This is a genomic window from Amycolatopsis sp. NBC_00438 (assembly GCF_036026695.1).
Classification (GTDB): Bacteria; Actinomycetota; Actinomycetes; order Mycobacteriales; family Pseudonocardiaceae; genus Amycolatopsis.
In genome coordinates, this window is sequence record NZ_CP107923.1 from 4834275 (window position 1) to 4860205 (window position 25931).

Here is a 25931-nt window from a genome sequence, read left to right on the forward strand (position 1 = left end):
CATCGCCACGGTACGTCATCGCCCATCACCCAATCCCGATTCGGACAAACTGTCTTCGTCAGTGAACCGCACGTCCTCGAAAGGAGGACGTGCGGTACCGGGTCGGGGTTGCTGCCGCGGGTTACTTGTCGGTCACCTCGTAGCCGAACTGGTGGACCTTGAGGTAGCCGGAGCGGAACCCGGCCTCGGAATAGGCCAGGTAGAACTCCCACATCCGGCGGAAGACGTCGTCGAACCCGAACCCGGCGATGTCGGTCCAGCGGTGCAGGAACCGTTCGCGCCACAACCGTAGCGTGTGCGCGTAGTCCTGGCCGAACTCGCGCATCCCGGCCAGCTTGAGCCGGGTGTTCGCGACCAGGCCGTCCTCGATCGAGCGAACGGACGGGATGATGCCGCCGGGGAAGATGTACTTGTGGATCCAGGTGTAGGCGCGCGACGACGCCATCATCCGGTCGTGGTCCATCGTGATGGCCTGCAGCCCGAACCTGCCGCCGGGGCGCAGCCGCTCGCCGATGGTCGAGTAGAACGCCGGCCAGTAGGAGGCGCCCACGGCCTCGATCATCTCGACGCTCACCACGGCGTCGAACTGCCCGCTCGACTCGCGGTAGTCGCACAGCTTCACCTCGACGCGGTCGCCGAAGCCGGCCGCGACGATGCGCTCGGTGGCCAGCGCGCGCTGTTCCTCCGAAATGGTGAGCGAGGTGACGGTGGCGCCGCGCGCGGCGGCGCGGATCGCGAGTTCACCCCATCCGGTACCGATCTCGAGGACTTCGCTGCCCGCGCGGACGCCGGCGTAGTCCAGCACGCTGTCGATCTTGCGGTGCTGGGCGGCCGTGAGGTCGTCGGCCGGGCCGAACAGAGCCGAGGAGTACATCATCGACTCGTCGAGGAACGCGCCGAACAGGTCGTTCGACAGGTCGTAGTGCCGGTGGATGTTGGCCCGCGCGCCCTCGAGGCTGTTCTCCTCGGACGGCGGCTGGGTGCGTTCGGCGATCTTCCGGAACTTCTGCAGCACCGGCGGCACGAGCGTGGCCATCCGCGCCGCGAACGGCGTCAGCACCTCGGCCAGGTCGGACGCGACCCAGTCACCCGCCATGTAGGACTCGCCGAAGCCGATCTTGGCGTCGACGCCGAGGCGGTGGAAGAAGGCCTCCGGGCGCAGGATCCGCATCTCGGGTGCTTCCGGGCCGCCGTTGCCCAGGACCGTCCCGTCCGGGAACGTCACCCGGACGTCGAGCGGGCGGACCGCGCGGCGGAACAGGCTCGCGGCGATCCGCGCGCGCAGTGCGGAATGCGGCGGGGCGGCCAGCCCCGGCCACCGGTTTTCGTCGGGGACGTCCTGAGTCGACGCGCGGTCGACACTCGAGGTGGTCACGGGTTCTCCCTCCGGCCGGCCTGGTGCGCCGGTGCTCGATCCTAATTGCCGCACCCCCACGGCGCCCTTCGTCGAATGCCCTGTCCGGGGTGGTGTCACACGGGTATTCGGAGCCGTCGGTGCCCCGGCGCGGCCCACGCCCCCGTGAGTGTGTCGTCGGGGCTCCCGGCGATTAATTCCATTGTGAAAGCACTGGCCAGCCGGGTCCAGACGGAAGAGCGGCGAAGCATCGCGTGGCCCTCGTTGGCGATCTCGAACCGGGCAACTCGGGCAGCGACGCCCTCGGCGCGTTCGGCGAAGGCGTGCGACTCGGCCGGGCTGGTCATCCGGTCGCGGGTGCCGTGCACGACGAGCACCGAGCGCCCGGCGACGGCCTCGACCGGCTCACCCCGCGGCGTCCAGGGGGCCAGGGCGCAGACCCCGCGCACGGCCGGGTCGTCGGCCACCCGCAGCGCCACCCGGCCGCCCATCGAGTGCCCGACCAGCACCACCGGCAGGCCGGGGTGGTCGGCGTGGATGCGGTCGAGGGCCCAGCGGGCGTCCTGGATCGGGTCCATGGCGGGCGCGTTCCAGCCGTAGCGGCGGTTGCGCAGCAGCCGCACCTCGACGCCGTGCTCGCGGCCGGCCCGGCGCAGGGCGCGCGCGATGGGCACCATCCGCAGGTAGGCGAGCTTCCAGGGCGGGACGCCGCCCGTGCTGTGCTCCGCGCCCCCGTGCAGCACGAGCACGACCGCTTCGGTCCGCCCGTGCGCCGGCCACACGGCCACCGCCGGTTCTGCCTCGCTCAACCCACGCCTCCCACTGTTCGGGACCACCACCCCGCACCCGGACGAACCTGGAACGGCCACCCGGCTATTCCACCGCGCACCACCATCTTCGCGGTAGATTCGGCGCCCGATCACCGACGGAAGGGTGGGTGTGGTGAGCGCCACGGACATCTCGGGCAGTGTCGCCAAGCAGCTGGCGGACGTCGAGCAGGCCAACGCCGAGGCGGTGTCGGCGGCGGCCGACCTGGTGCTGGGGGTGATCAGGGCCGACGCACTGGTCTATACCGCCGGCGCCGGGCACTCGCTCGCGGCCGTCGCCGAGACGTTCTACCGGGCCGGCGGGCTGGCGTGCGTGTACCCGCTGTACCACCCGGAGCTGCTCCCGCTGCACGGCGCGGTGCACAGCACGTCGACCGAGCGCCGCACCGGCCTCGCCGAGGAGGTCCTCGCCGAGCGCGGGCCGGGCCCGGCCGACGTGCTGGTCGTGTTCTCGACGTCCGGCTCGAACCCGTACCCGGTCGAGCTGTGCATCGGCGCGCGCGAGCGCGGCGCGGCCGTCATCGCCATCACGTCGCGGGCCTGCGTGGCCGCGGCGCCGCGGCGGTCGTCGAGCACGCTGGTCGAGCAGGGCACCGTCGTGCTGGACTCGCTGGTGATCCCGGGCGACGCGAGCTACCCGCCGGACGCGCCGCGCACCGCGCCGCTGTCCACTGTGGTCAACGCGTTCCTGTGGAACCTCGTGCTGGCCCAGGTCTACGACCGCGGCACCGCCGAGGGCCTCGACGTCCCGCTGTGGCGCAGCTCCAACGTCGAAGGCGGCGACGAGGCCAACAAGTCCCTGCTGGCCAAGTACAGCGAGCTGGTCCCCCAGCTCCGCTAGCCCGCAACGTACCCGGAGGGTCGGCTCGCGTACCCGGACAGTCGGTTCGCGTACCTGGACCGTCGGCTCGCGTACCCAGACGGTCGGTTCGTGAGCCGACCCTCCAGGTACGCGAGCCGACTCCCTGGGTACGCGAACCGACTCCCTGGGTACGCGAACCGACTCTCCAGGTCAGGCCACGGCGGGTTCCTGGTCGGTGAACTGGGTGGCGTGGAGGGTCGCGTAGCGGCCGTTCGCGGCCAGGAGCTCGTCGTGCGTGCCGCGCTCGACGATCTCGCCGTGCTCGAGGACCAGGATCTGGTCGGCGGCGCGGACCGTCGAGAGGCGGTGCGCGATGACCAGGGACGTGCGGCCCGCCAGGGCGTGCGCCAGGGCTTCGCCGACCGCGGCCTCGGACTCGGAGTCCAGGTGCGCGGTCGCTTCGTCCAGCACGACGACCTTGGGCTGCGCCAGCAGCAGCCGCGCGATGGTCAGCCGCTGACGCTCACCGCCGGAAAGCCGGTACCCGCGCTCCCCCACCGTGGTCTCGAGACCGTCCGGTAGGGAGTGGACCAGCTCGCCGAGCCGGGCGCGGTCGAGGGCTTCCCAGATCTCGTCGTCGGTGACGTCCGGGTGTGCGTAGGCCAGGTTCGCGCGGATCGTCTCGTGGAACAGGTGCCCGTCCTGCGTCACGACGCCGACAGTTTGCCGCAGCGAAGCGAAACTCAGGTCCCGGACGTCCACATCGGACACCCGCACGGTGCCCGAGTCGACGTCGTAGAGCCGCGGCAGCAGCGACGCGATCGTCGACTTCCCCGCGCCGGAAGACCCGACCAGCGCGACCATCTGGCCCGCCTCGGCGCGGAACGAGATCCCGTGCAGCACCTCTTCGCCGCCGCGGTGGTCGAGCGTCGCGACGTCTTCCAGCGACGCCAGCGAGTACCGGTCCGCGGCCGGGTAGCCGAAGCGGACGTCGGAGAACTCGACCGAGACGCCTTCCGACGGCGGCAACGCGACGGCGTCCGGCTTCTCCTTGATCATCGGGTCGAGGTCGAGCACCTCGAAGACACGCTCGAACGAGACCAGCGCGGTCATCACGTCGACGCGGACGTTGGCCAGCGCGGTCAGCGGCGCGTAGAGCCGGGTCAGCAGCAGCGCCAGTGCGACGACGGTGCCCGGCGCGAGCTGGCCGGTCAGCGCGAGGTACCCGCCGAGGCCGTAGACCAGCGCCTGCGCGAGCGCCGAGACGAGCGTCAGGCTGGTCATGAACCAGCGGGTCAGCATCGCGGTCCGGATGCCGATGTCGCGCACCCGCCCGGCGCGCACGCCGAAGTCGTCGGCCTCCTGCACCGGGTGACCGAAGAGCTTGACGAGCGTGGCGCCCGGCGCGGAGAACCGTTCGGTCATCTGCGTCGTCATGCCGGCGTTCAGGTTCGCGGCTTCCCGCTGCAGCCCGGCCATCCGGCGGCCGAGCCGGCGCGCCGGCAGCACGAAGATCGGCAGCAGCACCAGCGCGAGCAGCGTGACCTGCCAGGACAGCGTGAGCATGACGGCCAGCGAGAGCGCCAGCTGGATCGTGTTGGTGACCAGGCCGGACAGCGTCGCGGTGAACGTCCGCTGCGCGCCGATGACGTCGTTGTTGAGCCGCGAGACCAGCGCGCCCGTGCGGGTGCGGGTGAAGAACGCGATCGGCATCCGCTGCACGTGCTCGAACACCGCGCGGCGCAGGTCGTAGATGATGCCTTCACCGATGCGCGCGGACTGCCACCGCTCGACGAGGCCGAGGCCGGCGTCGGCGACCGCGAGCCCGGCGATCACGATCGCCAGCCAGATCACGACGGACAGGTCGTGGCCGCCGACGATCGCGTCGACCACCTTGCCCGCCAGGACCGGCGTCGACACGGCCAGGACCGCCGAGATGACGGTGAGCACGAGGAAGATCAGCAGCGCCCGCCAGTGCGGCCGGGCGAAGCGGGCGACGCGCTTGAACGTGCCGCGGGTCAGCGCCTTCGGCACGTCGTTGGCGCGCATCGCCAAGCTGAGCAGCGCCCAGGTGTTGTCCACGGGAGACCCCCAGTTCCAAAACCTCTATATTAGCTGAGGTTTTCTTCGGATATGACCTGGACAACGCGGCCGCCGTCCGTTTGCTTCCCGATCGCGTTCACTCGCCGCGAACGACCCGGTGCAGCGCCGTCCGCAGCTGCTCCGCGCCGTCGCCCAGCGGGGCCAGCAGGAGCGCCTCGGCCTCGCGCGTCGCTTCTTCGCCGGCCTGCCGCACCCGCTCCCCCTCGTCAGTCAACCGGACGAGGCGCTTGCGCCGGTCACCGGGCGCGACCTCGCGCCGGACCAGGTCTTTCGCCTCCAGTTCGTCGACGAGCGCGACCATCGTCGTCCGGTCGATGCCGAGCCGGGCCGCGCCGTCCTGCTGCGACTGCGCCGGCCCGTCACCGAACAGCGCGAGCAGCGCCAGCTGCCGCCCGGTGACGCCGAGCGGCCCGTACAACGGCTCGGCCAGTTCGGCCAGCTGCTGCTGGGCGTGTTTCAGCAGGTAGCCGAGCCGACGGCCGACGGCGGCCGGCGGCCCGGTCTCGAGGTCGCTGGACATGCGAGAACCTTACCCCTACGCTGATCGTCAGTTTTGCTGATGATTTGTTTAACTGATAATCAGGAGTACATCATGACCACCGTGGGTCTCAAGCCACCCCAGCAGCACATCGACGTCGCCGGGCTGCGCGAGATCTGGGCGATCGCCGACGACGCCGGGTTCGACGGCTGCTGGGTGTTCGACCACCTCGCCCCGATGGGCCCGGACCGCACCGGCGACATCTTCGACGGCTGGACCCTGCTGGCCGCGATGGCCGAGGCGACGAGCCGCGTGCGCATCGGCTGCCTGGTCTCCGGCAACACCAACCGGCACCCGGGCACGTTCGCGAAGCTGGCCACGACCGTCGACCACCTCTCCGGCGGCCGGCTCGACGTCGGCCTCGGCGCGGGCGGCGACGTCCTGACCGACACGATGATGGGCACCCCGACACCGCCGGCGGTCGAACGCGTCGAACGCCTCGCCGAAGCCTGCGAAATCCTCCGTCTGTTGTGGACCCGGCCGGTGACCGGCTTCGCCGGGAAGCACTACACCCTCACCGGCGCGCTCAGCGATCCGAAGCCCGTGCAGCAAAAGCCGCCGCTGTGGCTCGGCAGCAGCGGCGAAAAGCGCGGCCTCCGGGTGGTCGCCGAACACGCCGACGTCTGGCTCAACGCGGCGCTTCCCGGCACGCACATCGTCGAACTGCAACGGCTTTCGTCGGTTCTCGACCGCCATTGCGACGATGTCGGCCGTGATCCGGCGGCCATCCGGCGGGCCGTGCAGTTCCGGCTGCCGTCCGATGCGGACAGTGCGCTGCGGCTCGCGCAGAGCTACCTCTCGGCCGGGTTCACCGAACTCGTCCTGATGCCGGCCGGGCACGACGACGTCGTGCGCGCGTCCGAAGCGGCCGCGAAACTGCTCCCCCGCCTGCGAGACCTCGACTGAAGCGGGCCGCGTGCCCCTCGGTAGCCTGACCAGGTGGAAACGGAGGTGGGCCGGGCGCCCCGGCAGGGGCGAGTGGTGCGGTTCTTCACGGCACCGGCCCAGTCCCCCGGCACCGGCCCGCTGAAGTGGGATCTGGGCTTCTACCTGGCCTGCCTGGCCTTCGCGCTGCCGACCGCGCTCGTCTCCGAGTTCTACGGCTACCGCGTCTGGGGCAACTTCGCGACGGCCGCGTACGGCTTCGGCGCCCTGCACAGCGGCTGGCTGCTGCTGTCCGCACGCAAGGGCCGTACGCCGCGTGGCCTACCCGGTTCCCGCTGGTGCGGGATCGCCGCCGTCGCGCTGTTGGCCATGATCCTTCCGTTGGCAGTCCTCGTGATTCGCCGACTGACCGGAGTGGACTGGCTGATCACGCCGATCTCGTGGGCCGCCCAGCCCGAGGTCTGGGTGATCGAGCGGTCCGCGGATCTGCTGCTGCACCACGGAACCCCGTACGTCGACGTCACCGCGCTCGGTCGCGCGCCGGTGGTGAACGACTACACGCCCTACGGCCCGGTGATGACGGTCTTCGGCCTGCCACGGGCACTGTTCGGCGGCACGCCGCTGACCGACGCCCTCACCGACGCCCGCTGGATGTTCGCACTCGCGGCCTGCGCGTGTGTGCTGGGCACGCTGAAACTGCTGAAGTGGCCGGAAGTCCCGGTCGGCGCCGCGCAGATCGCGCTGGCCTGCCCGCTGACCGCGCTCACCTGGGCCGTCGCCGGCCCGGATCTCGCGATCGTCGGACTCCTGGTGCTCGCGTGCGCACTCGCTGCCACCGGGCGGGGCGCCTGGGCGGGACTCGTGCTCGCGCTGGTCGTCAGCGCCAAGCTGATCGTCGCACCCGCGGCCGCGGTCCTGGCCGTGTTCGTGCTGGTACGCGGGAGAAAACGACTCGATTGGCCCGCGCTCGCGCGGTTCGCCACCGCGCTGGTGGCGACGACGGCCGTGCTGCACCTGCCCGTGTACCTGGTGGACCCGGCGGCGTTCGTGGAGCACGTCTTCCGGTTCCCGCTCGGGATGGGGGTGGTGCGCTCACCCGCGGCGAGCCCGCTGCCGGGCCACCTGATCGCCGGACTCGGGACGATCGGCCAGATAGCGGCGTTCACGCTGGTCGGCGCCGCGGCCGTGGCGATGCTGGTCTGGCTGGTGCGCCGGCCCCCCGCGAACGGCTCCGGCGCACTGCTGCGCATCGCCGTCGGACTCGGCGCGTTGATCCTGCTGACCCCGGCCACCCGCTACGGCTATCTGGTGTATCCCCTGGTCCTGCTCGGGGCGTACCTGACGTTCCGCGTGGCCGAAGGTGCTGCGGCAGTTCCCACTGCGCCCCCCGCGCAGCAGTCCTCGCCTACTTCTTCTTGACCCTGGTGGCCCCACCGCGCCCCCGCAGCTGGACCCCGGACTCCGAGAGCACCCGGTGGACGAACCCGTAGGACCGCCCCGTCGACTCCGCGAGCGCCCGGATGCTCGAGCCCTTCTCGTATTTCTTCTTGAGGTCAGCGGCCAGCTTGTCGCGCGTGTTGCCGGTGATCCGCGCGCCTTTCTTGAGATCAGCCACGTCGATCGCCTTCCCGCCGAGAGTGTTCTGGGCCACATATCGGCCCCTGCCGGGGCAATGATCGAACACTGAGCGCCGGAATGCCAGACGACAGCCGTAAAACGACCGAAACTGCGATCACATTGGGCCATTCCAGTGCCTCACCGGCAGTGATCTTGCACCCGAATGGACGCACGGCTCACGCAAGCTGGACAAGTTCCAGATAGTCGGCCGACCAATGGTCCTCGGTGCCGTCGGGCAGCAGGATGACCCGCTCCGGCTCCAGGGCCTCGACGGCGCCCGGGTCGTGCGTCACCAGGATCACGGCGCCGGAGAAGCTCCGCAAAGCGTCCAGGACCTGGGCGCGGCTGGCCGGGTCGAGGTTGTTCGTCGGCTCGTCGAGCAGCAACACGTTGGCAGCGCTGGAGACCAGGCCGGCCAGGGCGAGCCGGGTCTTCTCACCGCCGGAAAGCGTGCCGGCGGGCTGGTCGAGTTGTTCGCCGGTGAAGAGGAACGAACCGAGCAGGTTCCGCAACTCCTGCGCGCCGGTGTCCGGAGCGAGATGTCGGATGTTTTCCCACACCGACGCATCATGATCAAGAGTTTCGTGTTCCTGTGCGTAATAGCCCAAACGCATTCCGTGACCCGGGACGACCCCGCCGGTATCCGAAGTTTCCATTCCGCCGAGGAGCCGGAGCAAAGTGGTCTTTCCGGCACCGTTCAGCCCGAGCACGACCACCTTGGACCCGCGGTCGACGGCGAGGTCGACGCCGGTGAAGATTTCGAGCGAGCCGTAGGACTTCGACAGCCCCTCCGCGGTGAGCGGCGTGCGGCCGCAGGGCGCGGGGTCCGGGAACTTGATCCGGGCGACCTTGTCGGCGTGCCGGGTCTCGTCGAGCGCGGACAGCATCTGCTCCGCGCGGCGCGCCATGTTCTTGGCCGCCACGGCCTTCGTCGCCTTAGCGCCGAGCTTCGCGGCCTGCTGCTGCAGCGCCGACGCCTTCTTCTCGGCGTTGGCGCGCTCGCGGCGACGGCGCTTCTCGTCGGTGGCGCGCGCGTCCAGGTACCGCTGCCAGCCCATGTTGTACAGGTCGAGCTCGCTGCGGGTGGCGTCGAGGAACCACACCTTGTTGACGACGTCGGCGAGCAGCTCGACGTCGTGGCTGATCACGACCAGGCCGCCGTCGTGCTGCTTGAGGAACGAACGCAGCCAGGTGATCGAGTCGGCGTCGAGGTGGTTGGTCGGCTCGTCGAGCAGCAGGATCGTCTCGGACTTGCCGCCGGCGCCCGCCTCGGCCGCGGCGAACAGGATCCGCGCCAGCTCGACGCGGCGGCGCTGGCCACCCGAGAGCGTCCCCAGCGTCTGGGAGAGCACGCGGTCGGCCAGGCCGAGGTTCGAGCAGATGCGGGCGGCTTCGCTCTCGGCGGCGTACCCGCCCTGCGAGGAGAAGCGCTCCTCGAGCCGGGCGTAGCGGTTGATCGCCTTGTCGCGCTGCGCGTCGTCGACCAGCTCCGCCATCGCGGTCTGGGCCTTCTCCATGTCGCGCATCAGCTTGTCGAGGCCGCGCGCGGACAGCACGCGGTCCTTCGCGGTGATCGACAGGTCGCCTTCGCGCGGGTCCTGCGGCAGGTAGCCGAGCTCGCCGGTGCGGCGGACCTCGCCCGCGTGCGCCTCGCCTTCACCTGCGAGGACCTTCAGCGAGGTGGTCTTGCCCGCGCCGTTGCGGCCGACGAGGCCGATCCGGTCGCCGGGCTGGATGCGGACGGTGACGCCGTCGAGCAGGATGCGCGAACCCGCGCGCAGCTCAAGGCCGGTGGCCGTGATCAAGGGAAACTCCCGGTAAAAGGGGGTGATTGGAGGGCAGCGTCAAGCGGACCGGTCAGGTCTGACCGGTGCGACGGCTCACTCCAGAAGGATCTCCACGCAACCAGTGTACGGGGCGGCGTCCACGGGTTTCTCCCGACGTGTGCGGACTCACCCGTCGCGCAGCGTGATCTCCACTTCGAGGGCCCGCGCGGCGGCTTCTTCCAGAACGCTGCGCCGCGGTTCGCCGAGTTCCAGCACGCGCGGTTCCGCGCGGGCGAACAGCGGCGCCAGCCGGCGGTCCTCGCGCAGCTCGTCGAGGGCCCGCCGGTCGCCGCCGAGCACGACGGCGTCCACTTCGGACAGTCGCGGGAGGAGCACCTCGACCGCGTCCTGCGCGGCCGCCTGCAGTGCGTGGCGGGCCTGGCCTTCGCGACGCCGGGCGAAGCGCTGCTGCGACCAGCCGCCGGCCGCGGACCGGCCGCGGACGAGGTGGCGGCCGGTGCGGGAGACCTCGATCCGGCCGTCGAAGGCGATGCCGACGCTGTGACTGCCGAGCCGCACCAGCAGGAGCGCGATCCGCCGCGGCACCAGCGCGTGCGCGACGAGGCCTTCGACCGACGGCGCGTCGAGGAGTCCGAAAGGGACGGTCGCGATCGCCGTGGTGCCGTCGCCCGCGACCACCCGGACCTCGGCGGGCGTGGCTTCGGTCGTCACGACGCCGTCGTGCCGCTGCGTGAACCGGGCGAACCAGCCGGCCAGCCGGTCCGGCGGGACCGTCACCGCGCGGCCCCCGCCTGCGACTTCCCGTGCCTTCGCCACAACACCGCACGCTACGGCAAAAGCCGTGAAGGCCTCCTTACCGGCTCTTATGGCCGGTAAGGAGGCCTTCACGGCTTTAGTGCGAACTTACTGCGGGTGCACCGGCCCGTTGTTCGTCACGCTGTGCACGTTCGACGGCCGGCCGGCCGCCGCGGGCTGCACGAACCCGTTGATGTGCAGGGCGACCGAGCGGATCGAGCCGACGTCGCCGCCGGCCGCGTCGACCACCCCGAACGTCCAGGTGCCGTCGACGACGGCCCCGGCCAGGCCGCCGAGGGCGTTGGTCGGCTTGTACGAGCCGGTGAACGGCGCGTTGGCCGAGGTCACCGTGCTGAACGCGACCGCCGCGTCGTCGGCGAACACGACCTTGCACAGGTTCTTGCCCGAACCGCCGTTGCGCTGGAACACCGTGGCCTTGGCCCCGGACGGCGAGGTCAGCGAGCCGACCAGGTCACCGACGTAGGAGTGGTTCAGGCCGACCGCCGTCGAGAGCGGGTCGGTGCTGCAGGTGGTGCCGTCCACCGAGAACGACACCTTCGCCGCGCGGCCGACCCCGGTGACCGGGATGGTCACCGAAGCGCCGACCGGGCTGTTGTCCGGGATCGCCACCGGCGCGCCGGTGTAGGCGAAGTCCTGCGCGACCGGCGACGGGGTGCCGACCGGGAGCGAGAACGTCGACGTCGTCGGCGAGTGCGCACCGGCGAAGGTGACCTTGGCGTTCAGCACCACGGGCACGCCGAGCTGCTGGCTCGCCGGGACGGTGATGGTGAAGTCGTTGACGCCGGTCTGTCCCGGGCTGATGGTGCCGTAGGACTTCGAGCGCGGCGCGACGGTCACGCCCGGGGTCGGGCTGGTGAGCACGACGCTGGTGGAGACGGCGGCGCCGTCACCGTCGTTGGTCACCGGCAGCGTCACCTTGGCGGTGTCGCCCGGGTCGAGCGAGGAGCCGCCGTCGGCCGGGGTGACCGTCGGCTGCTTGGCCACGGCGAGCGGCTGCGGGCTGGCCCCGGTGTAGGCGAGCACCTTGTCGGCGAGGATGACGCCCGAGCCGGTCACGTTGTCGCGGCCCGGGGTCTCGATGTCGACGGCGGTGTTGATCAGCGCCTCGCGGACCTCCGACGGCGGCAGGCCGGGGTTGCCCGAGAGCACCAGCGCCGCGATGGCCCCGGCGTGCGGCGCGGCGGCCGACGTGCCGAAGAACGGGCTGAAGCCGGTCACGCTGGTCTGCACGCCGTCGGCCGCGGTGATCTCCGGCTTGTTCCGGACCTCACCACCGGTCGAGGAGACGTTGCCCGGGGTGATCGGGGTGCCGTCGGCCTCGTAGAACACGCGCCGCGGGCCGTCGGAGCTGAACCGCTCGGCCTTGGAGGTGCTGCTGAACGAGCCCGGGAACGGACCGGCCGGGTTGGCCGGGTCACCCGGCTCGAGGGGCCGGCCGAACGCCGCGGCCGCCGGGGTGGCGGCCACGCTGAAGGCGTCGCGCGCGGCCGAGTGGCCGACCGTCACGCCCGGGGTGTTGTAGGCCTTGAGGCCGTCCGCGGAGTCCTTGAACCGCCCGCGCAGCGCGGACAGCGACAGGTAGCGGCCCGCACCGGAGAACTTGACGACGGCCAGACGCAGGCCCGTGCCGCCGAACGCCGGCGTCTGCAGGATCTCGAACGGGTCCTGGGTGCCGTCCTGGACGTCCTGGCTGAAGTCCACGACCGCGCCCGCCGAGTTCAGCAGGTAGAGGTCGTAGTCGTTCGACGACGCGCCGAGCGGGTCCGACCAGTGCAGCGTCACCGGCACGCCGGCCGAGGACGCGTCCGAGACGGGCTCGTAGATCTGGTTGCCCGCGGCGCCGGCGAAGTTGTGCGCGACACCGGCGAACTTGCCGACCGACTTGCCGGAGTCGACGAAGTCGCCTTCCCAGTGCCCGGCGGTGCCGTCGAGGACGTTGCCCTCGTTGCCCGCCGAGGAGAAGTACAGCGCGCCGTCAGCGGTCACGTCGTTCACGGCCTGGGCGATGATCCAGTCCTGGAACGGGGATTCCTTGAAGTAGATGACGTCGTCGACGATGACGTCGCAGTGCGACTCGAAGCGGAGCTTGCGGATGTTGTCCGCGAAGCTGGCGTCGGAGTTGAACGCCGACGCGAAGCCGAGCGCGGCGTTGGGCGCGAGGTCGTGGATGATCTCGAGCATCGCGGTGCCCTCGTCGCCGTCGCCCTCCTGCCCAGCGATGACGTCGACGTTCGGCGGCAGCTCACCCTTGGCCTGCGAAGTGGCCAGGGAGTCGATGCCGTCCGACAGGGCGCACGCCTTGACGCCGACGCCGGTGACGCCGAACTGCTGGCGGGCGATGTCGGCGTTGTGCGCGCGGTCGCCCTGGCTGGTCAGCGTGGCGGCCGCGGCGGCGCTGCGCTGCTGGGTCTTGCTCGTGAGGGCCTTCTGCAGCTCGCCCGAGATGCGGGCGGCCTTCTGCTGCTTGGTCTCGGCGGCCTTGCCCGGCGTCGTCGCGGGGGTGGCCAGTTCGCGGGCGGTCATCGCGCCGTCGGCCTGCTCGACGCGCTTGACGTCGCCGCGGGCGGCGATCGCGCTGACGGCGGCCAGCGGCACCTCGGCCCGGACGCTCCCGTAGCGGTCGGACACCGCGCGGATGCCCGCCCCGGCCTTGGTGAGCCCGGAAATCAGGTCCGGCGAGACCTTGGTCGCGCGGATGTCGACCAGCACCGTCCCGGTCTTCGAGACGGCGGCCTCGGACTGCAGTGCGTTCAGCTGCTTGCCCACGCCCTTCTCGGCGACGAGCAGCTTGCTGTCTACTTTGGACTCAGCCGCGGTCTTCCCGGCCTTGACGGCCTGCAGGGCGGCGATCTGCTGCTGCGCGGTGGCGCTGAACGTGTCCGGAGTGGACGCGGTGGCGGCGCCCGCGGCGGGCGGCGACACCAGGCCGAGCGCGGCGAGCAACGCCGCCGCCCCGGCCGTGAGCACTGTGGATCTCGATCTCGTGGAACGGGTACGACGCACGTGCGCCCTCCGATTGTCTCCAGGCGCGTGCCCCGACTCACGCTGACCGACGCCGGTGATCACCGGCAGGACCCAGCTAAGTACTGTGAGTTCTCTGTAAGCATCAGCCGTTCGAGTGACATCGGATGGGTATTTTCCTGAATGGACCGTAAGTCGTAGGCCGTTCAGCGGAACCGCTCAACTGTTACAGGACGAACGAAACGGACCAGCCGCGTCAAGCGATACCACTGCACGGGATCGTCGCGATCGGACAAGAATCGGACAGGGCCCTCCGGGACGACCGGATCGCGACCTACCTACAGCAGCGGCCGCCCGTCACAGGACGAACGAATCCGACCACGGCTGCGCCGACCGCCCGGACAAAGCGTCCAAAAGGGTCACCGCCTGCTTGTCCGTCAACGACGCCACGAAATCCACCACCGCCCGGCCCCGCGCCAGGTTGCGCACCGCGTCCGTGCCGGACACCGGCTCCCCCGTCGCGCCGACCAGCAATTCCGGCGCCGTGCGGGCCAGGTCCGAGTACTCGGCGCGGGCCAGCTCGACCAGGTCGTGCAGGCGGCGCGGGAGGCGGGAGACCTCGTCGCGGTCCAGCAGCCACGCGTCGAGCGCGTCGACCAGGCTCGCGACCACGCCGGCCTGGCCGCGCTGGTGCAGCGCGAGGTCCGGGCGCAGCAGCACGAACCGGCGGTGCACGAACTTCAGCACCTGGACCTCGTGCCATTGGGCCGTCGCGAGCGTCACATGGCCGGCGCGGGTGGACGGCGACGCGACCACGAACACGCCGTCGACCAGGCGGGCGGTCCAATTGGCCGAAAACGCCGCCGTCGCCTGTTCGGCCTCGATCGAGCCATCGAAGGCGCCGGCCAGGAGCCCGTCGACGAGTTCCGCGCGCACCCGCGCGACCGCCGCGGCGAAGGCGTCGTCGTCGACGATCCACGCGTCCTTGGCGTGCATGCGGCGGCGCAGGCGTTCCAGGGACCGGCCCGGGCGGCGCAGTTCCGCGTACAGCGTCTCGTCGTCGAGCCCGGCCAGTTCCTCGGCGTGCAGGAGCCACTCCCCCAGCTCCGCGGCGACCGGCGCGTGCTGCAGGACGCCGATGCGGTGGAAGTCCTGCAGGTCGTGGATGGCGTAGGCGATGTCGTCGGCGGTGTCCATCACGGACGCCTCGACGGTCTGCTGCCAGCTCTCGACCCGCCCGGCGAAGGCCGCGCGCGCCTGCTCGAAGTCGTCGAGCTCGGTGGCGTAGGCGGAGAACTTGGCCGCGCCGGTGCCCGGGTGGTCGTCCGGCTCGGCGGCGCCGCGCGGCGGGACGGCCATCTCCGACGGGTGCGGCGCGGGGTGGTGCAGCCGCAGCCACGGGTACTTGAGGACCGCGGCGCGCACGGCGGTGGTGAGGTCCAGCCCGATCGCCGACGGCCCGCGGACGTCGGTCGTGGTGATGATGCGGAACGACTGCGCGTTGCCTTCGAAGCCGTCGGCGAGGCCGAAGCGGTGCCGCGCGATGCGGTCGAGCGTCTGCTCGCCGAGGTGCCCGAACGGCGGGTGCCCGAGGTCGTGCGCGAGTGCGGCGGCCTCGGCGACGTCCGGGTCGCAGCCGCCCAGCTTCGCGGCCAGATCGGCTTCGGGCCCGGTGGTGATCCGCTCGGCGATGGCGCGCGCGACCTGCGCGACCTTCAGGCTGTGGGTGAGCCGGTTGTGCAGCAGCCCGGCCCCGCCGGCGCTGACCACCTGCGTCACGCCGCCGAGCCGCGCGAAGAACGGCGACGCGGCGATCCGGTCGCGGTCGATCCGGAACGGGCTGCTCGCCAGGTCGGTGAACCCGCCGGCGTTGGCCACCGGGTCCCGTCGAGCCGCGCGGGGGTCCGTTTCGGTGCCGTGATCCATGCGCCCGACCTTATCCGGCGCCCCCGGAATCACCCGATCGATGGGCAACACCGCGTGTTCACGGACCGACTGACGGGGTATCCACCCACCGAGGAGCTGCCATGATCAGTCCGATTCGCGTCACCGCCGCCGCTGTCGCCGTGGTGCTGGGCGCCGGGCTCGCCGCCTGCGGCGCCGGCCCCACGAGTGGCCCCGGGGCGAGCACCACGTCCACTGCCGCCGCGCCCGCCACCACCCGCGCCGCGTCGATCAAGGTCCCGGACGTCTCCGGCATGAACCACCAGGACGCCCAGAACGCGATGCAGAAGGCCGGCCTCTACAACCTGCGCGAGGTCGACGGCACCGGCCAGGGCCGCGCGCTGCTGGTCGACCGCAACTGGGTCCAGACCGGCCAGGACCCGGCGCCGGGCACCGAAGTCCAGCCCGACGCGGTGATCACCCTGACCGCGGTCAAGACCAGCGAACGCTGACCGTGTCGTCCATCCGCGTACGCGTGTCGTCCGGCTGAGTACGCGTGTCGTCCATCGGGCACGTACCGGAACGGCGAACACGCGTACCCAGGCGGACGACACGCGTACCTGGACGGACGACACGGCGTCGGTCAGGCCTCCGGCGGGGTCGTGTACGCCGCCAGGGTGCGGTCGGCCGCCGCACGCGCGTTGACCGGGTCCGCGCCCGCCGCGACGTCGGCCTGGTACCAGGCTTCGCTCGACGCCGTCATGAACTCGACGCCCGACGGCGACATCATCCAGGCCATCGCCGCTTCCGGGTCGACGGCCTGACCCGGCTCGGCCAGGTGCAGGACCAGGCCGACCAGCATCCCGTCCCAGCCGATGCCGACCGCGCCCGGGCCGAACTCGTCCCAGCGGTCGTCGACGTGCGCGACGTGCTCCAGCTCGAACCGGGTGCCCGTGCCCTCCGGCGTCAGCCGCACCTCGATCCAGCTGACGGTGTCGCCGAACTCCCACGTCGCGGCGAAGCTGTGCGGCGGCTCGCAGCGCTCGACCGTACCGCCCGCGTTGCCCTCCAGCTGGTAGTGGCCGCCGAGCTTCAGCTCGCCGGTGACCGGCAGGAACCAGCGCGGGATGCGCTCGGCGTTCGTGCAGGCGTCCCACAGGTCCTCGACGTCGGTGTCGTAGACCTGGCTGATGGTCAGGACGCGGGCGTCCTTCGCGTCGATCACCCGGTCGCCGAGCGTCCGGCGGACGGCGCTGATCTGGTGGCTGGAGTCGATCACGGAGAGTCTCCTTCTGGTTCGGCGAGGCGCCGGGCGCGCTTGCCGCGGGCGATTTCGGTGGCCAGCGCGTCGAGGTGCGGGGTCCAGTACCGGCGGAACCGGTCGAGCCAGACGTCGACGTCGCGCAGGGGTTCGTGCCCGACCGCGTACAGCCGGCGCGTCCCTTCCTGGCGCACGAGCGCGAAGCCGTTGTCCCGCAGCACTTTCAGGTGCTGGGACACCGCGGGCTGCGAGATGCCGAACTCGGCCCGGATCACCTCGGTCACCGCGCCGGCGGCCCGTTCGCCGTCGGCCAGCAGCTCGAGGATGCGGCGGCGGACCGGGTCGCCGAGGACGTCGAACGCGTGCACCCCGGCCAAACTACAAGTGGCCACTTATATAAGTCAAGCGTGATCCAGTAACCCGATGTGAGTAACCCGGGTGCCGCTGCGATGAACATCAGTCGACATGGGTTTCGTTTCGGCGCGTGACCGGCGAGCATCGAGGACGTGAAGTCGCCACGCGCGGTCCGCTTCGCTTTCCAGCCGCTGTACAGCCTCCTCACGGGAGGCGTCGTGGCTCACGAAGCGCTGGCCAGGCCGGGCCACGGGACCGTCGCGGAGCTGCTGACGCAGGCCCGTCGCGAGGGCCGGCTCGCCGAGGTGGACCTCGGCCTCGCGATCGCCGCCGTCCGGCAGGACGAGACGTCGCTCCCGCTGCACCTCAACCTCTCCGCCCGCACCCTCGGCGCGCCACCGGCGATGTTCGACGACCTCCTGGCCGAGCTCGGCGACGCCGGGCGTCGCACCCGTGACGTCGTCCTCGAGATCGGCCCGCCGTTCTCGCCGCTGCCGGCCGAGCGCGCGCTGAGCGGCATGCGGGCGCTCACCGACCTCGGCTTCCGGCTCGCGCTCGACGGCCTCGGCCGCGGCGACCTGCCGCTGAGCCTGCTGATCGACGCGCCGGTCGACCTGGTCAAGCTGGACCGCACGGTGCTGCGCGGGCTGCCGGACGACCCGGCGTCGGTCGCCGTCGCCGAGGCGGTGCTGCACTACACCACCCGCACCGGCACCCGCCTGGTCGCGACCGGCCTGGAGACCGACGCCCAGCTCGACGCGGTCCGCGGGCTCGGCATCCGGATCGCCCAGGGCAACCTGCTGGCCCCGCCGACCGCCGCCGGCCCGGCGCCGGCGCTGCTCTCCCGTGCGCCCGCCGTCGCCGCCCCGGGCCCGGCCCAGTGCGTCGGCGACTTCCTGCGGCCGGCCACGACGCTGCCGGAAACCGCGACGTGCGACGAGGTCCGCGAGGTGCTCGCGGCCGCGGACGCGCCGTCGGGCGTCATCGGCGTCGACGAGCTGAACCGGCCCCGCTGGTCGGTCGACCGGACACGGTTCCTGGTCGCCGTCACCGGGCCGTACGGCCACGCGCTGCACGCGAAGCGCCCGGCCGCGCGGCTGGCCGACAGCCCGCACACGATCGAAGCCCGCGCCGGGGCGATGGAGTTCCTCGAACTGGTCACCGACGCCGACTGGGGCCGCACCGGCGACGACGTCGTCGTGGTCGACGACGTCGGCCGCTGCCTCGGCGTGGTCCTGGTGACCGAGGTGGTCCGCGGCGTGGCCGAGGCGAAGGTCGAGGCCGCGGCGGCGCTGAACCCGCTGACCCGGCTGCCGGGCAGCGACACGGTCGCCCGCGACGTCGCCCGCCGGATCACCATCGGCGAGGCGTTCGTGGCCGCGTGGCTGGACATCGACTCGTTCAAGACGGTCAACGACACGGCCGGGTTCGCCGCGGGCGACGACCTGATCCGCGAACTGGGCGCGGCGCTCACGTCCCTGGCGGGCGGGCTGCGCCGGATGCGGGTCAGCCACGTCGGCGGCGACGACTTCCTGGTGGTCTGCGACGTCGACGAGATCGCGACGGTGGCGGGCGCGCTCCTCGACCGCCCCTGGTCGGCGGACGGCCTCCCGGTGACGGTCTCGCTGGCGACGCTGGTGTGCGGCAGCGGGTCGATCCGGTCATACCAGGAGGCTTCCCGGCTGCTGGCGCCGTTGAAGAAGCGCGCGAAGTCGGTGCCCGGGTCGAGCTGGGTGCTCAGCCGCCCGGGCGCGGAGCGCGTGGAAGTGTTGCGCGGCATCGGGACCCGCGGACTGCAGGCCGCGGCCGGCTGACGTCAGAACGTCGACAGGCGCCGGTTCGCCTTGTCGATGAACTTGCGCAGCGCTTCGGCCGCTTCATCGCTCCGCTCGATCGCCTCGCTCATCATGTTCGAGTCCGCGGTGATCGCCCGTGACCTGCTGATGACGTCGTCCGCGTCGCGGACCAGTTCCCCGTCGATGTCCGGGTCGGCGAGGAGCCGGACGAGGTAGTAGGCGCTCTGCGCCTCGGCGCGCAGGTGGTGCGTCTCCTGCCGCACCGCTTCGCGTTGTTCGCCCTTCACACCCTCGAGCCGCTTCTTGGCCCGATCGAACTCCGCCCGCCTGAGCGTGGCGGCCACGGACGCGTACGCGGCGACGGCGTTCGTGAACTCCTCGCGGCGCTTCTCGCTCCGGGCTTCCGCGGCGGTCCGCCGCAACGTCAGCCGCTGGAACAGGTAGGTCAGGCCGGAACCGAGGAGAGTTCCGGCCACGGCGACGATGGCCGTCCAGATCGAAGACACACGACGTAGTCTCCCACTCACGAGCCGTACGTACGCGAGTAATCCGCGAAACGCTCGTCGACCTCTTCGGCCGTCAGCCCGAAGTCCGCCAGGCTGTACTTGTGCACCGGCTTCGCCGACCCCGTCCGGCTCGCCTCGTGCACCGACGTCATCGCGGACCGCGCCTCAGGACTCAGCGACAGTCCGAAGTGGTCGTACACAGTGGACACCGTCCCGATCGGATCCGCCACGAAATCCTCGTACGCCACATCGTAGAACTGCGCCGAGTCATACCGGGAACGCGCCGCGTGGAACTCGTCCGCGCCGCGGGCCCACAGGTCGAGCTGCGAGCGCCCGATCACCTCGCCACGAAACTTCGAGGACCAGCCGTCCGCCGCTTTCTCCGCCAGGCTGCACATCGAGCCCATGATCGTGCGCGGCGCGCGGTGGGTCTGGATCACCAGCGCGTCCGGGTACGCCGCCATCAGGGCGTCCAGCGCGAAGAGGTGACTCGGGTTCTTCAGCACCCAGCGCTTCCCCGCGTCCGGCAGCCCGATCAGCTGCAGGTTGCGCCGGTGCCGGGCGTAGGCGTCCGTCCAGTCCTGCTTCGCCAGCCAGCGCGAGTAGCGCGGCAGGTGCGCGAGGCACTCGAACGACACTGACCGCATCGACTGCCGCAGCAGCTGCCAGCACTCCTCCACCTGGTCGGCGGACATGTGGTGCACGCCCATGAACTCCGGGTGCTCGACGTGGTGGCGTTCGTAGCCGGCCTGGATCCCCTGGAAAATCGGGTTTTCCGCCCACGTCGCGCGCGGCGGCCGCGGCTGCGGGACCTCGGCGAGCCACACCTCGAGACCCTGGTGCGCGGGGTCCTCGACGAGCAGCCGGTGCAGCGCCGTCGTGCCGGTGCGGGGCAGGCCGGTCACGAAGATCGGCCGCTCGATCGCCACGGAAGCCGACGCCGGGTGCTGCTTCCAGCCCGTTTCGCTGAGCAGGCGCGCGACGAGCGCGCCGCGCAGCATCGCGCGGTGCACCTTGTTCCCGAACGGCGTCAGGTCCTCGTCGGCCTCGAACGACTCCAGCAGCACACGCAGGCCCTCGACGTACTCGTCGCCGCCGTAGTCGTCGAGCCCGGTGAGCTTCGACGCCGAGGCGTGCAGGTCGTCGAACGTGCCCAGGTCGGCCCGGCCGGGGAGCATGGATCCTCCTAGTGGTGGTACTCGCCGCCGTTGACGTCGAGGCACTGCCCGGTGATCGCGCGCGCCATCGGCGACGCGAGGAACACCACGGCGTCGGCGATCTCGTCGGGTTCCGGCAGCTTGCGCAGGTCGATGGTCGACGCCGTCTCGGCGTAGACCTCCTCCGACGTGATCCCGCGTTCCTTGGCCAGGTAGGTGAAGTACCACTTGAGGTTCGGCGCCCAGATGTACCCGGGCGCGACCGTGTTGACACGGATGCCGTCCGGCCCGAGTTCGCTCGCCAGGCTCTGGGACAGCGACAGCAGCGACGACTTCGCCATCTTGTACGCGCCGAACGTGCGCCGCGAATGCCGCAGCACCGCCGAGTTGATCATCACCAGCGAGCCCTTGCTCTCCTTGAGCGCGGGCAGGAACAGCCGCGTCAGCCGGAGCACCGAGATCGCCGCGGTCTCGAAACCCGCGCGGACGGCGTCGAAGTCCACAGTGGCCAGATCGGTCAGCGGCGGGACGGCGAAGGCGTTGTGCACCACCGCGTCCACCCGGCCGAACGCCTCGACGGCCTCGCTCACCAGGTTCGCGGCGGAGTCGGCGTCGTCGATGTCGGTGCGGACCGCGACGGCCCGGCGGCCGAGGTCGGTGACCTCCTTCGCGACTTCGGTGAGCCGCGACTCGGTGCGCGCGGCGAGCACGACGTCCGCGCCCGCCATCGCGCTGCGCACGGCGATCGACCGGCCGAGGCCCGGGCCGATACCCGAAACGACGACCACTTTGTCCCGCAACAGGTTTTCCATGCTCACCCCAGCATCCGGGCGGCGACGGCGTCCTGCCGGGCCGCGATCCTCGCCGCCCACTCTTCGGGCGTCACCCGCGCTTCCGCGTGATACGGCAGCCGGTCCGGCAGGTCGTCCACCTTGACGACCTCGACGACCGGGCCGTCGTCCGGGCCGAGGTCCCGCGCGATCCGCTGCCAGCGGATCTGGACGTACCCGCGGTCGTGCCCGGTGCGCTCCAGCCAGTTCGCCAGGCCGGGGTCGCGTTCGCTGATGACGAACCGGATCTTGCCGTCCGGGTCGACCCGCGCCTGGTCGGCGGTGAGGCTCGTCTGGTGGTTGATGTAGTCGAGCGAGACGTACCAGAGGCTGCCGAGCTGGATGCCCTGGTACGGCGCGTCGGCGCAGCGGGGCACGGTGACGATCATCGCCTCTTCGTCGCCCAGCTCGTAGTGCCCGGCCGAGGAGAACTGCGTGGTCAGCCCGCCCGGCGTCGAACGCGGCTCGGTCATGGTGTTCACCGGCAGGTCGTCGTAGAACCACTTCGGGAAGGCCAGGAACGTCTTGAGCCGGCTCAGCAGGATCTTGCCGGTGACGCCGTAGCGTTTGGCCAGCGCCGGCCGGTCCGGCACCGGCGGCGCCTGCCCGGCGGTGTCGACGCACTGGATGCGGATCTCGCCACGGCGTTCGGTCGCCCAGTCGCTGTGGACCTCGCGCACGACGAGCATCGACGAGCCTTTGCCCAGGGTGAAGTAGTTCGGCCCGGGGTTCTCGCGCGCCGGGCCGAACCGCAGCTCGAACCGGCCGTCTTCGCCGATTTTGATGGCCCGGTCGTCGAACGCGGCGAGGCTGTCGGGCACCACGACCGGCGAGTAGTCGCCGTTGAGGATCTGGAAGCTCAGGTCGGCGGTGGTCCCCCGGACCCCGGTGACCAGGTACTCGCGGTCGTCGCGGATGTTCGCGTTGAAGTAGAGCGTGTCCGGGTTGTCCAGCCCCATCTTCGTGTACGGGCCGGTGGACGCGGTGAAGTACGGGAAGTCGCGCTGGTAGGCCCAGGCCATCTGCAGTGACGCGCGGATGCTCCCCGCGAGGTAGTCGTAGCCCTCCAGGAGGTCCTGCTCGGTCTTCACATGCGGCGCACCGGCGAGCAGGTTTTCGGCCTCGACGATCGCCTCGGCGAACGGCCGCGTCAGCGAGAACTCGTTCTCGATCATGCGGGCACGGCCCAGCGATTGGCGAGCAGCCGGAAGCCCGCGTCGCCCTCCCAGGAGGTCATCGACTCGTACGTCCGCGTGTAGCCGATGTGCGTCATCCGCCAGGCGCCGTCGGTGTCGCGGCGGTAGGTGTCCTCGTAGAACGCGGCGCCGTCGATGATCACCTTGTGGTCGGGCACGATCACCTTGTCGGTGAAGGACCACCACCCGGTCGCGGTGTCGCCGTCGACGTCGATCTCGGGCTGACCTGCGTGGTGCACGGTGATGATGCCGTTGCCGAGGCTCTTGGTGAGGAACTCGAGGATCGCGTCGCGGCCGGCGAGCCGATGCCCTTCCCGGCCCGTGGCGCGGGTCCCGTAGTCGGCCGTGGCGTCGACGGTGAAGGTGTCGGCCACCTCGTCCCACAGCTTCAGGTCGACGCCGCGCAGGTAGCGGTACTTCAGCCGGCGGATCTCTTCGAGTACGACCAGGTCCATCGTCACAGGGTCCCGCACCGCTTGACCGATGACAAGAACATGTTCTACTTTTTTCGGGTGTCCGTGACCTCGTACGAGCTGTCGCACCTGGCCGCGCTCGAAGCGGAGGCCGTGCACGTCTTCCGCGAAGTCGCGGCGACCTTCGAGCACCCCGTCCTGCTCTTTTCCGGCGGCAAGGACTCGGTGGTGATGCTGCACGCCGCCGCGAAGGCGTTCTGGCCGGCGCCGCTGCCGTTCCCGGTGCTGCACGTCGACACCGGCCACAACTTCGACGAGGTGCTGCGGTTCCGCGACGAGACCGTCGCCTCCCTCGGCGTGCGGCTGCACGTCGCGAGTGTCCAGGACGACCTCGACGCCGGGCGCGTCGTCGAGGAGACCGGCCCGCGGGCCAGCCGCAACCGCCTGCAGACGGCCACGCTGCTGCGCGCGATCCGCGAAGGCGGCTTCGACGCCGTGTTCGGCGGCGCCCGCCGGGACGAGGAGAAGGCCCGGGCCAAGGAGCGGGTGTTCAGCTTCCGCGACGAGCACGGCCAGTGGGACCCGCGGGCGCAGCGGCCCGAGCTGTGGAACCTCTACAACGGGCGGCACCGGCGCGGCGAGCACATCCGCGTCTTCCCGCTGTCGAACTGGACCGAGCTGGACATCTGGCAGTACATCCGCGACGAGCGGATCGCGCTGCCGCCGTTGTACTACGCGCATCGCCGCGAGGTCGTCCAGCGCGACGGCATGTTGCTCGCGGCGACGCGTTTCCTGTCGCTTGTGGACGGTGAGGCACCGTACGAGGCGACCGTGCGCTTCCGGACCGTCGGCGACGCGACGTGCACCGGCTGCGTCGAATCGTCGGCGGCGACCCCGTCCGAAGTGGTCGCCGAGGTGGCCGCGACGCGGATCACCGAGCGCGGCGCCACCCGCGCGGACGACCGGATTTCCGAGGCCGGCATGGAAGACCGCAAGCGGGAAGGCTATTTCTGATGCAGCTGCTGCGGATCGCCACGGCGGGCAGTGTCGACGACGGCAAGTCCACGCTGATCGGCCGGCTGCTGTTCGACTCGAAGGCGATCTTCACCGACCAGCTCGCCGCCCTCGAACGCACGAGCCGCGAGCGCGGCGAGGACTACCCGGACCTCGCGCTGCTCACCGACGGCCTGCGCGCCGAGCGCGAGCAGGGCATCACCATCGACGTCGCGCACCGCTACTTCGCCACGCCCAAGCGGAAGTTCATCATCGCGGACACGCCGGGGCACCTGCAGTACACCCGCAACATGGTGACCGGCGCGTCCACCGCCGACCTGGCACTGGTGCTCGTCGACGCGCGCAAGGGCGTCCTCGAGCAGTCCCGGCGGCACGCGTTCCTCGCGTCGCTGCTCGGGATCGGGCACCTCGTGGTGTGCGTCAACAAGATGGACCTCGTCGGCTGGTCACAGGAGCGGTTCGACGAGATCCGCGAGGACTTCCGGCGGTTCGCGATGAAGCTCGACGTCGCCGACCTGACGTTCGTGCCGGTCTCGGCGCTGCACGGCGACAACGTCGTCCACCGTAGCGCGAGCATGCCTTGGTACGAAGGGACTTCGCTGCTGCACCAGCTGGAAGAGGTGCACGTCGCCTCCGACCGCAACCTGATCGACGCGCGGTTCCCGGTGCAGTACGTGATCCGGCGCTCGGACTTCCGCGGTTACGCGGGCACCGTCGCCGGTGGCGTGTTCAAGCCGGGTGACGAAGTCGTGGCGCTGCCGTCCGGGTTCACCACCGAGGTGCGCGCGGTGTGGGGCCCGGGCGGAACGCCCCTCGACGAGGCGTTCACCGGGCAGGCCGTGACGGTCGAGCTGGCCGACGACCTCGACCTCGGCCGCGGCGCGATGCTGTGCCGCCCGGGCAACCGCGCGGAGTCGGCCCGCGAGGTCGACGCGCTGGTCTGCTGGTTCTCCGAGCGGGCCGAGCTGACGCCGGGCGCGACCTACGTCGTCCGGCACACGACCACCGAGACGCGCGGGTCCGTGGAGCGGCTGGACTACCGCCTCGACGTCACCACGCTGCACCGCGACGAGACGGCGGAGTCGTTGGGGCTCAACGACATCGGCCGGATCCGGCTGCGCACCCGCGCGCCACTGCTGTTCGACCCCTACCGCCGCAACCGGGCCACCGGCGGGTTCCTGCTGGTCGACGAGCACACCGGCGACACGGTCGCGGCCGGGATGATCACCGGTGCGGCGGCGTCCCCGGTCGTCTGGCACACCACGGCGGTGCGCCGCGAGGACCGGCCGACCCACGGCGCCACGGTGTGGCTGACCGGGCTGTCGGCGTCGGGCAAGTCGTCGGTGGCGGTGGAGCTGGAACGCCGGCTGGTCGCGGCGGGCCGTCCGGCTTACCTGCTGGACGGCGACAACCTGCGCCACGGGCTCAACGCGGGTCTCGGGTTCAGCCCGGCGGACCGCGCGGAGAACGTCCGGCGCGTCGCGGAGGTCGCCAAGCTGTTCGCGGACGCGGGTGTCGTCGCGATCGCGTCGCTGATCAGCCCGTACGAAGCCGACCGGCGGCTGGCCCGGGAGGCGCACGGCGACCTGCCGTTCGTCGAGGTCTTCGTCGACACGCCGCTGGAGATGTGCGAGGCGCGCGACCCGAAGGGGATGTACGCGAAGGCGCGCGCCGGGGAGATCACGGGGTTCACCGGCATCGACGCACCGTACGAGCGTCCGGTGTCCCCTGACCTGGTGCTGCGTCCCGGCGACGGCGACCCGGCCACGATGGCGGCGGCGATCCAGGCGTTGCTCGACGACGTCGGCTGACCGCTGCCCGTCCGGGCAT

General features: G+C 71.3%; 23 protein-coding genes. 7 read left to right on the forward strand and 16 right to left on the reverse strand.

What is annotated here, in order from left to right; translation table 11 throughout:
* Positions 1-121: 121 nt before the first annotated feature.
* Positions 122-1375: a cyclopropane-fatty-acyl-phospholipid synthase family protein gene (locus OG494_RS21110; protein ID WP_328458284.1), complete on the reverse strand. Its 1254-nt coding sequence runs from the start codon at positions 1373-1375 to the stop codon at positions 122-124.
* 95 nt (positions 1376-1470) lie between these two features.
* Positions 1471-2163, reverse strand: a complete 693-nt coding sequence (locus tag OG494_RS21115; protein ID WP_328458286.1) for an alpha/beta hydrolase — start codon at positions 2161-2163, stop codon at positions 1471-1473.
* Positions 2164-2293: 130 nt separating this feature from the next.
* On the opposite strand from OG494_RS21115, the gene OG494_RS21120 reads away from it, so the two are divergent.
* The gene (locus OG494_RS21120; RefSeq protein WP_328458288.1) at positions 2294-3022 is read left to right on the forward strand and encodes an SIS domain-containing protein; all 729 of its coding nucleotides are present in this window, start codon (positions 2294-2296) and stop codon (positions 3020-3022) included.
* A gap of 171 nt (positions 3023-3193) precedes the next feature.
* On the opposite strand, the gene OG494_RS21125 is transcribed toward OG494_RS21120, so the two are convergent.
* Both OG494_RS21125 and OG494_RS21130 read right to left on the reverse strand, forming a co-directional pair.
* Complete coding sequence (locus OG494_RS21125) at positions 3194-5065, reverse strand: ABC transporter ATP-binding protein (protein ID WP_328458290.1); 1872 nt, start codon at positions 5063-5065, stop codon at positions 3194-3196.
* 97 nt (positions 5066-5162) lie between these two features.
* Positions 5163-5606: a MarR family winged helix-turn-helix transcriptional regulator gene (locus OG494_RS21130; RefSeq protein ID WP_328458292.1), complete on the reverse strand. Its 444-nt coding sequence runs from the start codon at positions 5604-5606 to the stop codon at positions 5163-5165.
* A gap of 72 nt (positions 5607-5678) precedes the next feature.
* On the opposite strand from OG494_RS21130, the gene OG494_RS21135 reads away from it, so the two are divergent.
* Together OG494_RS21135 and OG494_RS21140 are read left to right on the forward strand one after the other, a co-directional pair.
* Positions 5679-6530: an LLM class flavin-dependent oxidoreductase gene (locus OG494_RS21135; RefSeq protein WP_328458294.1), complete on the forward strand. Its 852-nt coding sequence runs from the start codon at positions 5679-5681 to the stop codon at positions 6528-6530.
* Between the two features lie 72 nt (positions 6531-6602).
* On the forward strand, positions 6603-7928 hold the full coding sequence (locus OG494_RS21140; protein ID WP_328458986.1) for a glycosyltransferase 87 family protein: 1326 nt from the start codon (positions 6603-6605) through the stop codon (positions 7926-7928).
* On the opposite strand, the gene OG494_RS21145 is transcribed toward OG494_RS21140, so the two are convergent.
* The 5 genes from OG494_RS21145 to OG494_RS21165 all read right to left on the reverse strand — a co-directional run bounded on the left by OG494_RS21145 (position 7915) and on the right by OG494_RS21165 (position 15616).
* On the reverse strand, positions 7915-8124 hold the full coding sequence (locus OG494_RS21145) for a helix-turn-helix domain-containing protein (RefSeq protein WP_003071237.1): 210 nt from the start codon (positions 8122-8124) through the stop codon (positions 7915-7917). The genes OG494_RS21140 and OG494_RS21145 overlap by 14 nt on opposite strands.
* 178 nt (positions 8125-8302) lie before the next feature.
* A complete protein-coding gene (locus tag OG494_RS21150) occupies positions 8303-9931 on the reverse strand; it encodes an ABC-F family ATP-binding cassette domain-containing protein (RefSeq protein ID WP_328458296.1) in 1629 nt (542 codons plus the stop codon).
* A 147-nt stretch (positions 9932-10078) separates the two neighbouring features.
* Positions 10079-10729 carry an acVLRF1 family peptidyl-tRNA hydrolase gene (locus OG494_RS21155; RefSeq protein ID WP_328458298.1) on the reverse strand — a complete coding sequence of 217 codons (651 nt, stop codon included), beginning with the start codon at positions 10727-10729 and terminating at the stop codon, positions 10079-10081.
* Positions 10730-10816: 87 nt separating this feature from the next.
* On the reverse strand, positions 10817-13696 hold the full coding sequence (locus tag OG494_RS21160; RefSeq protein WP_328458300.1) for a S8 family serine peptidase: 2880 nt from the start codon (positions 13694-13696) through the stop codon (positions 10817-10819).
* 351 nt (positions 13697-14047) lie between these two features.
* Positions 14048-15616, reverse strand: a complete 1569-nt coding sequence (locus OG494_RS21165) for a deoxyguanosinetriphosphate triphosphohydrolase family protein (protein WP_328458302.1) — start codon at positions 15614-15616, stop codon at positions 14048-14050.
* 101 nt (positions 15617-15717) lie between these two features.
* On the opposite strand from OG494_RS21165, the gene OG494_RS21170 reads away from it, so the two are divergent.
* Complete coding sequence (locus tag OG494_RS21170) at positions 15718-16086, forward strand: PASTA domain-containing protein (RefSeq protein ID WP_328458303.1); 369 nt, start codon at positions 15718-15720, stop codon at positions 16084-16086.
* 131 nt (positions 16087-16217) lie between these two features.
* On the opposite strand, the gene OG494_RS21175 is transcribed toward OG494_RS21170, so the two are convergent.
* Together OG494_RS21175 and OG494_RS21180 are read right to left on the reverse strand one after the other, a co-directional pair.
* Complete coding sequence (locus tag OG494_RS21175; RefSeq protein ID WP_328458305.1) at positions 16218-16853, reverse strand: SRPBCC family protein; 636 nt, start codon at positions 16851-16853, stop codon at positions 16218-16220.
* Complete coding sequence (locus tag OG494_RS21180; protein WP_328458307.1) at positions 16850-17203, reverse strand: ArsR/SmtB family transcription factor; 354 nt, start codon at positions 17201-17203, stop codon at positions 16850-16852. The genes OG494_RS21175 and OG494_RS21180 overlap by 4 nt, the downstream gene beginning before the upstream one ends.
* Before the next feature lie 138 nt (positions 17204-17341).
* On the opposite strand from OG494_RS21180, the gene OG494_RS21185 reads away from it, so the two are divergent.
* Entirely contained in the window at positions 17342-19003 is a 1662-nt protein-coding gene (locus tag OG494_RS21185; protein ID WP_328458309.1) for a GGDEF domain-containing protein, read from the forward strand.
* Positions 19004-19005: 2 nt separating this feature from the next.
* On the opposite strand, the gene OG494_RS21190 is transcribed toward OG494_RS21185, so the two are convergent.
* From OG494_RS21190 to OG494_RS21210, 5 genes are read right to left on the reverse strand one after another with little or no spacing between them, the layout of a single operon-like run.
* Positions 19006-19491 carry a hypothetical protein gene (locus OG494_RS21190; protein WP_328458311.1) on the reverse strand — a complete coding sequence of 162 codons (486 nt, stop codon included), beginning with the start codon at positions 19489-19491 and terminating at the stop codon, positions 19006-19008.
* A gap of 17 nt (positions 19492-19508) precedes the next feature.
* A complete protein-coding gene (locus tag OG494_RS21195; protein ID WP_328458313.1) occupies positions 19509-20669 on the reverse strand; it encodes a sulfotransferase family protein in 1161 nt (386 codons plus the stop codon).
* Between the two features lie 8 nt (positions 20670-20677).
* The gene (locus tag OG494_RS21200) at positions 20678-21460 is read right to left on the reverse strand and encodes an SDR family oxidoreductase (RefSeq protein WP_328458315.1); all 783 of its coding nucleotides are present in this window, start codon (positions 21458-21460) and stop codon (positions 20678-20680) included.
* Positions 21461-21462: 2 nt separating this feature from the next.
* On the reverse strand, positions 21463-22653 hold the full coding sequence (locus OG494_RS21205; RefSeq protein WP_328458316.1) for a hypothetical protein: 1191 nt from the start codon (positions 22651-22653) through the stop codon (positions 21463-21465).
* Complete coding sequence (locus tag OG494_RS21210) at positions 22650-23129, reverse strand: nuclear transport factor 2 family protein (protein ID WP_328458319.1); 480 nt, start codon at positions 23127-23129, stop codon at positions 22650-22652. Before OG494_RS21210 ends, OG494_RS21205 begins: the two co-directional genes overlap by 4 nt.
* 39 nt (positions 23130-23168) lie before the next feature.
* Here OG494_RS21210 and cysD point away from each other — a divergent pair, with 39 nt between their 5' ends.
* The gene (cysD, locus tag OG494_RS21215; protein ID WP_328458321.1) at positions 23169-24101 is read left to right on the forward strand and encodes a sulfate adenylyltransferase subunit CysD; all 933 of its coding nucleotides are present in this window, start codon (positions 23169-23171) and stop codon (positions 24099-24101) included.
* Positions 24101-25912, forward strand: a complete 1812-nt coding sequence (cysC, locus tag OG494_RS21220) for an adenylyl-sulfate kinase (RefSeq protein ID WP_328458323.1) — start codon at positions 24101-24103, stop codon at positions 25910-25912. The genes cysD and cysC overlap by 1 nt, the downstream gene beginning before the upstream one ends.
* Positions 25913-25931: the final 19 nt, after the last annotated feature.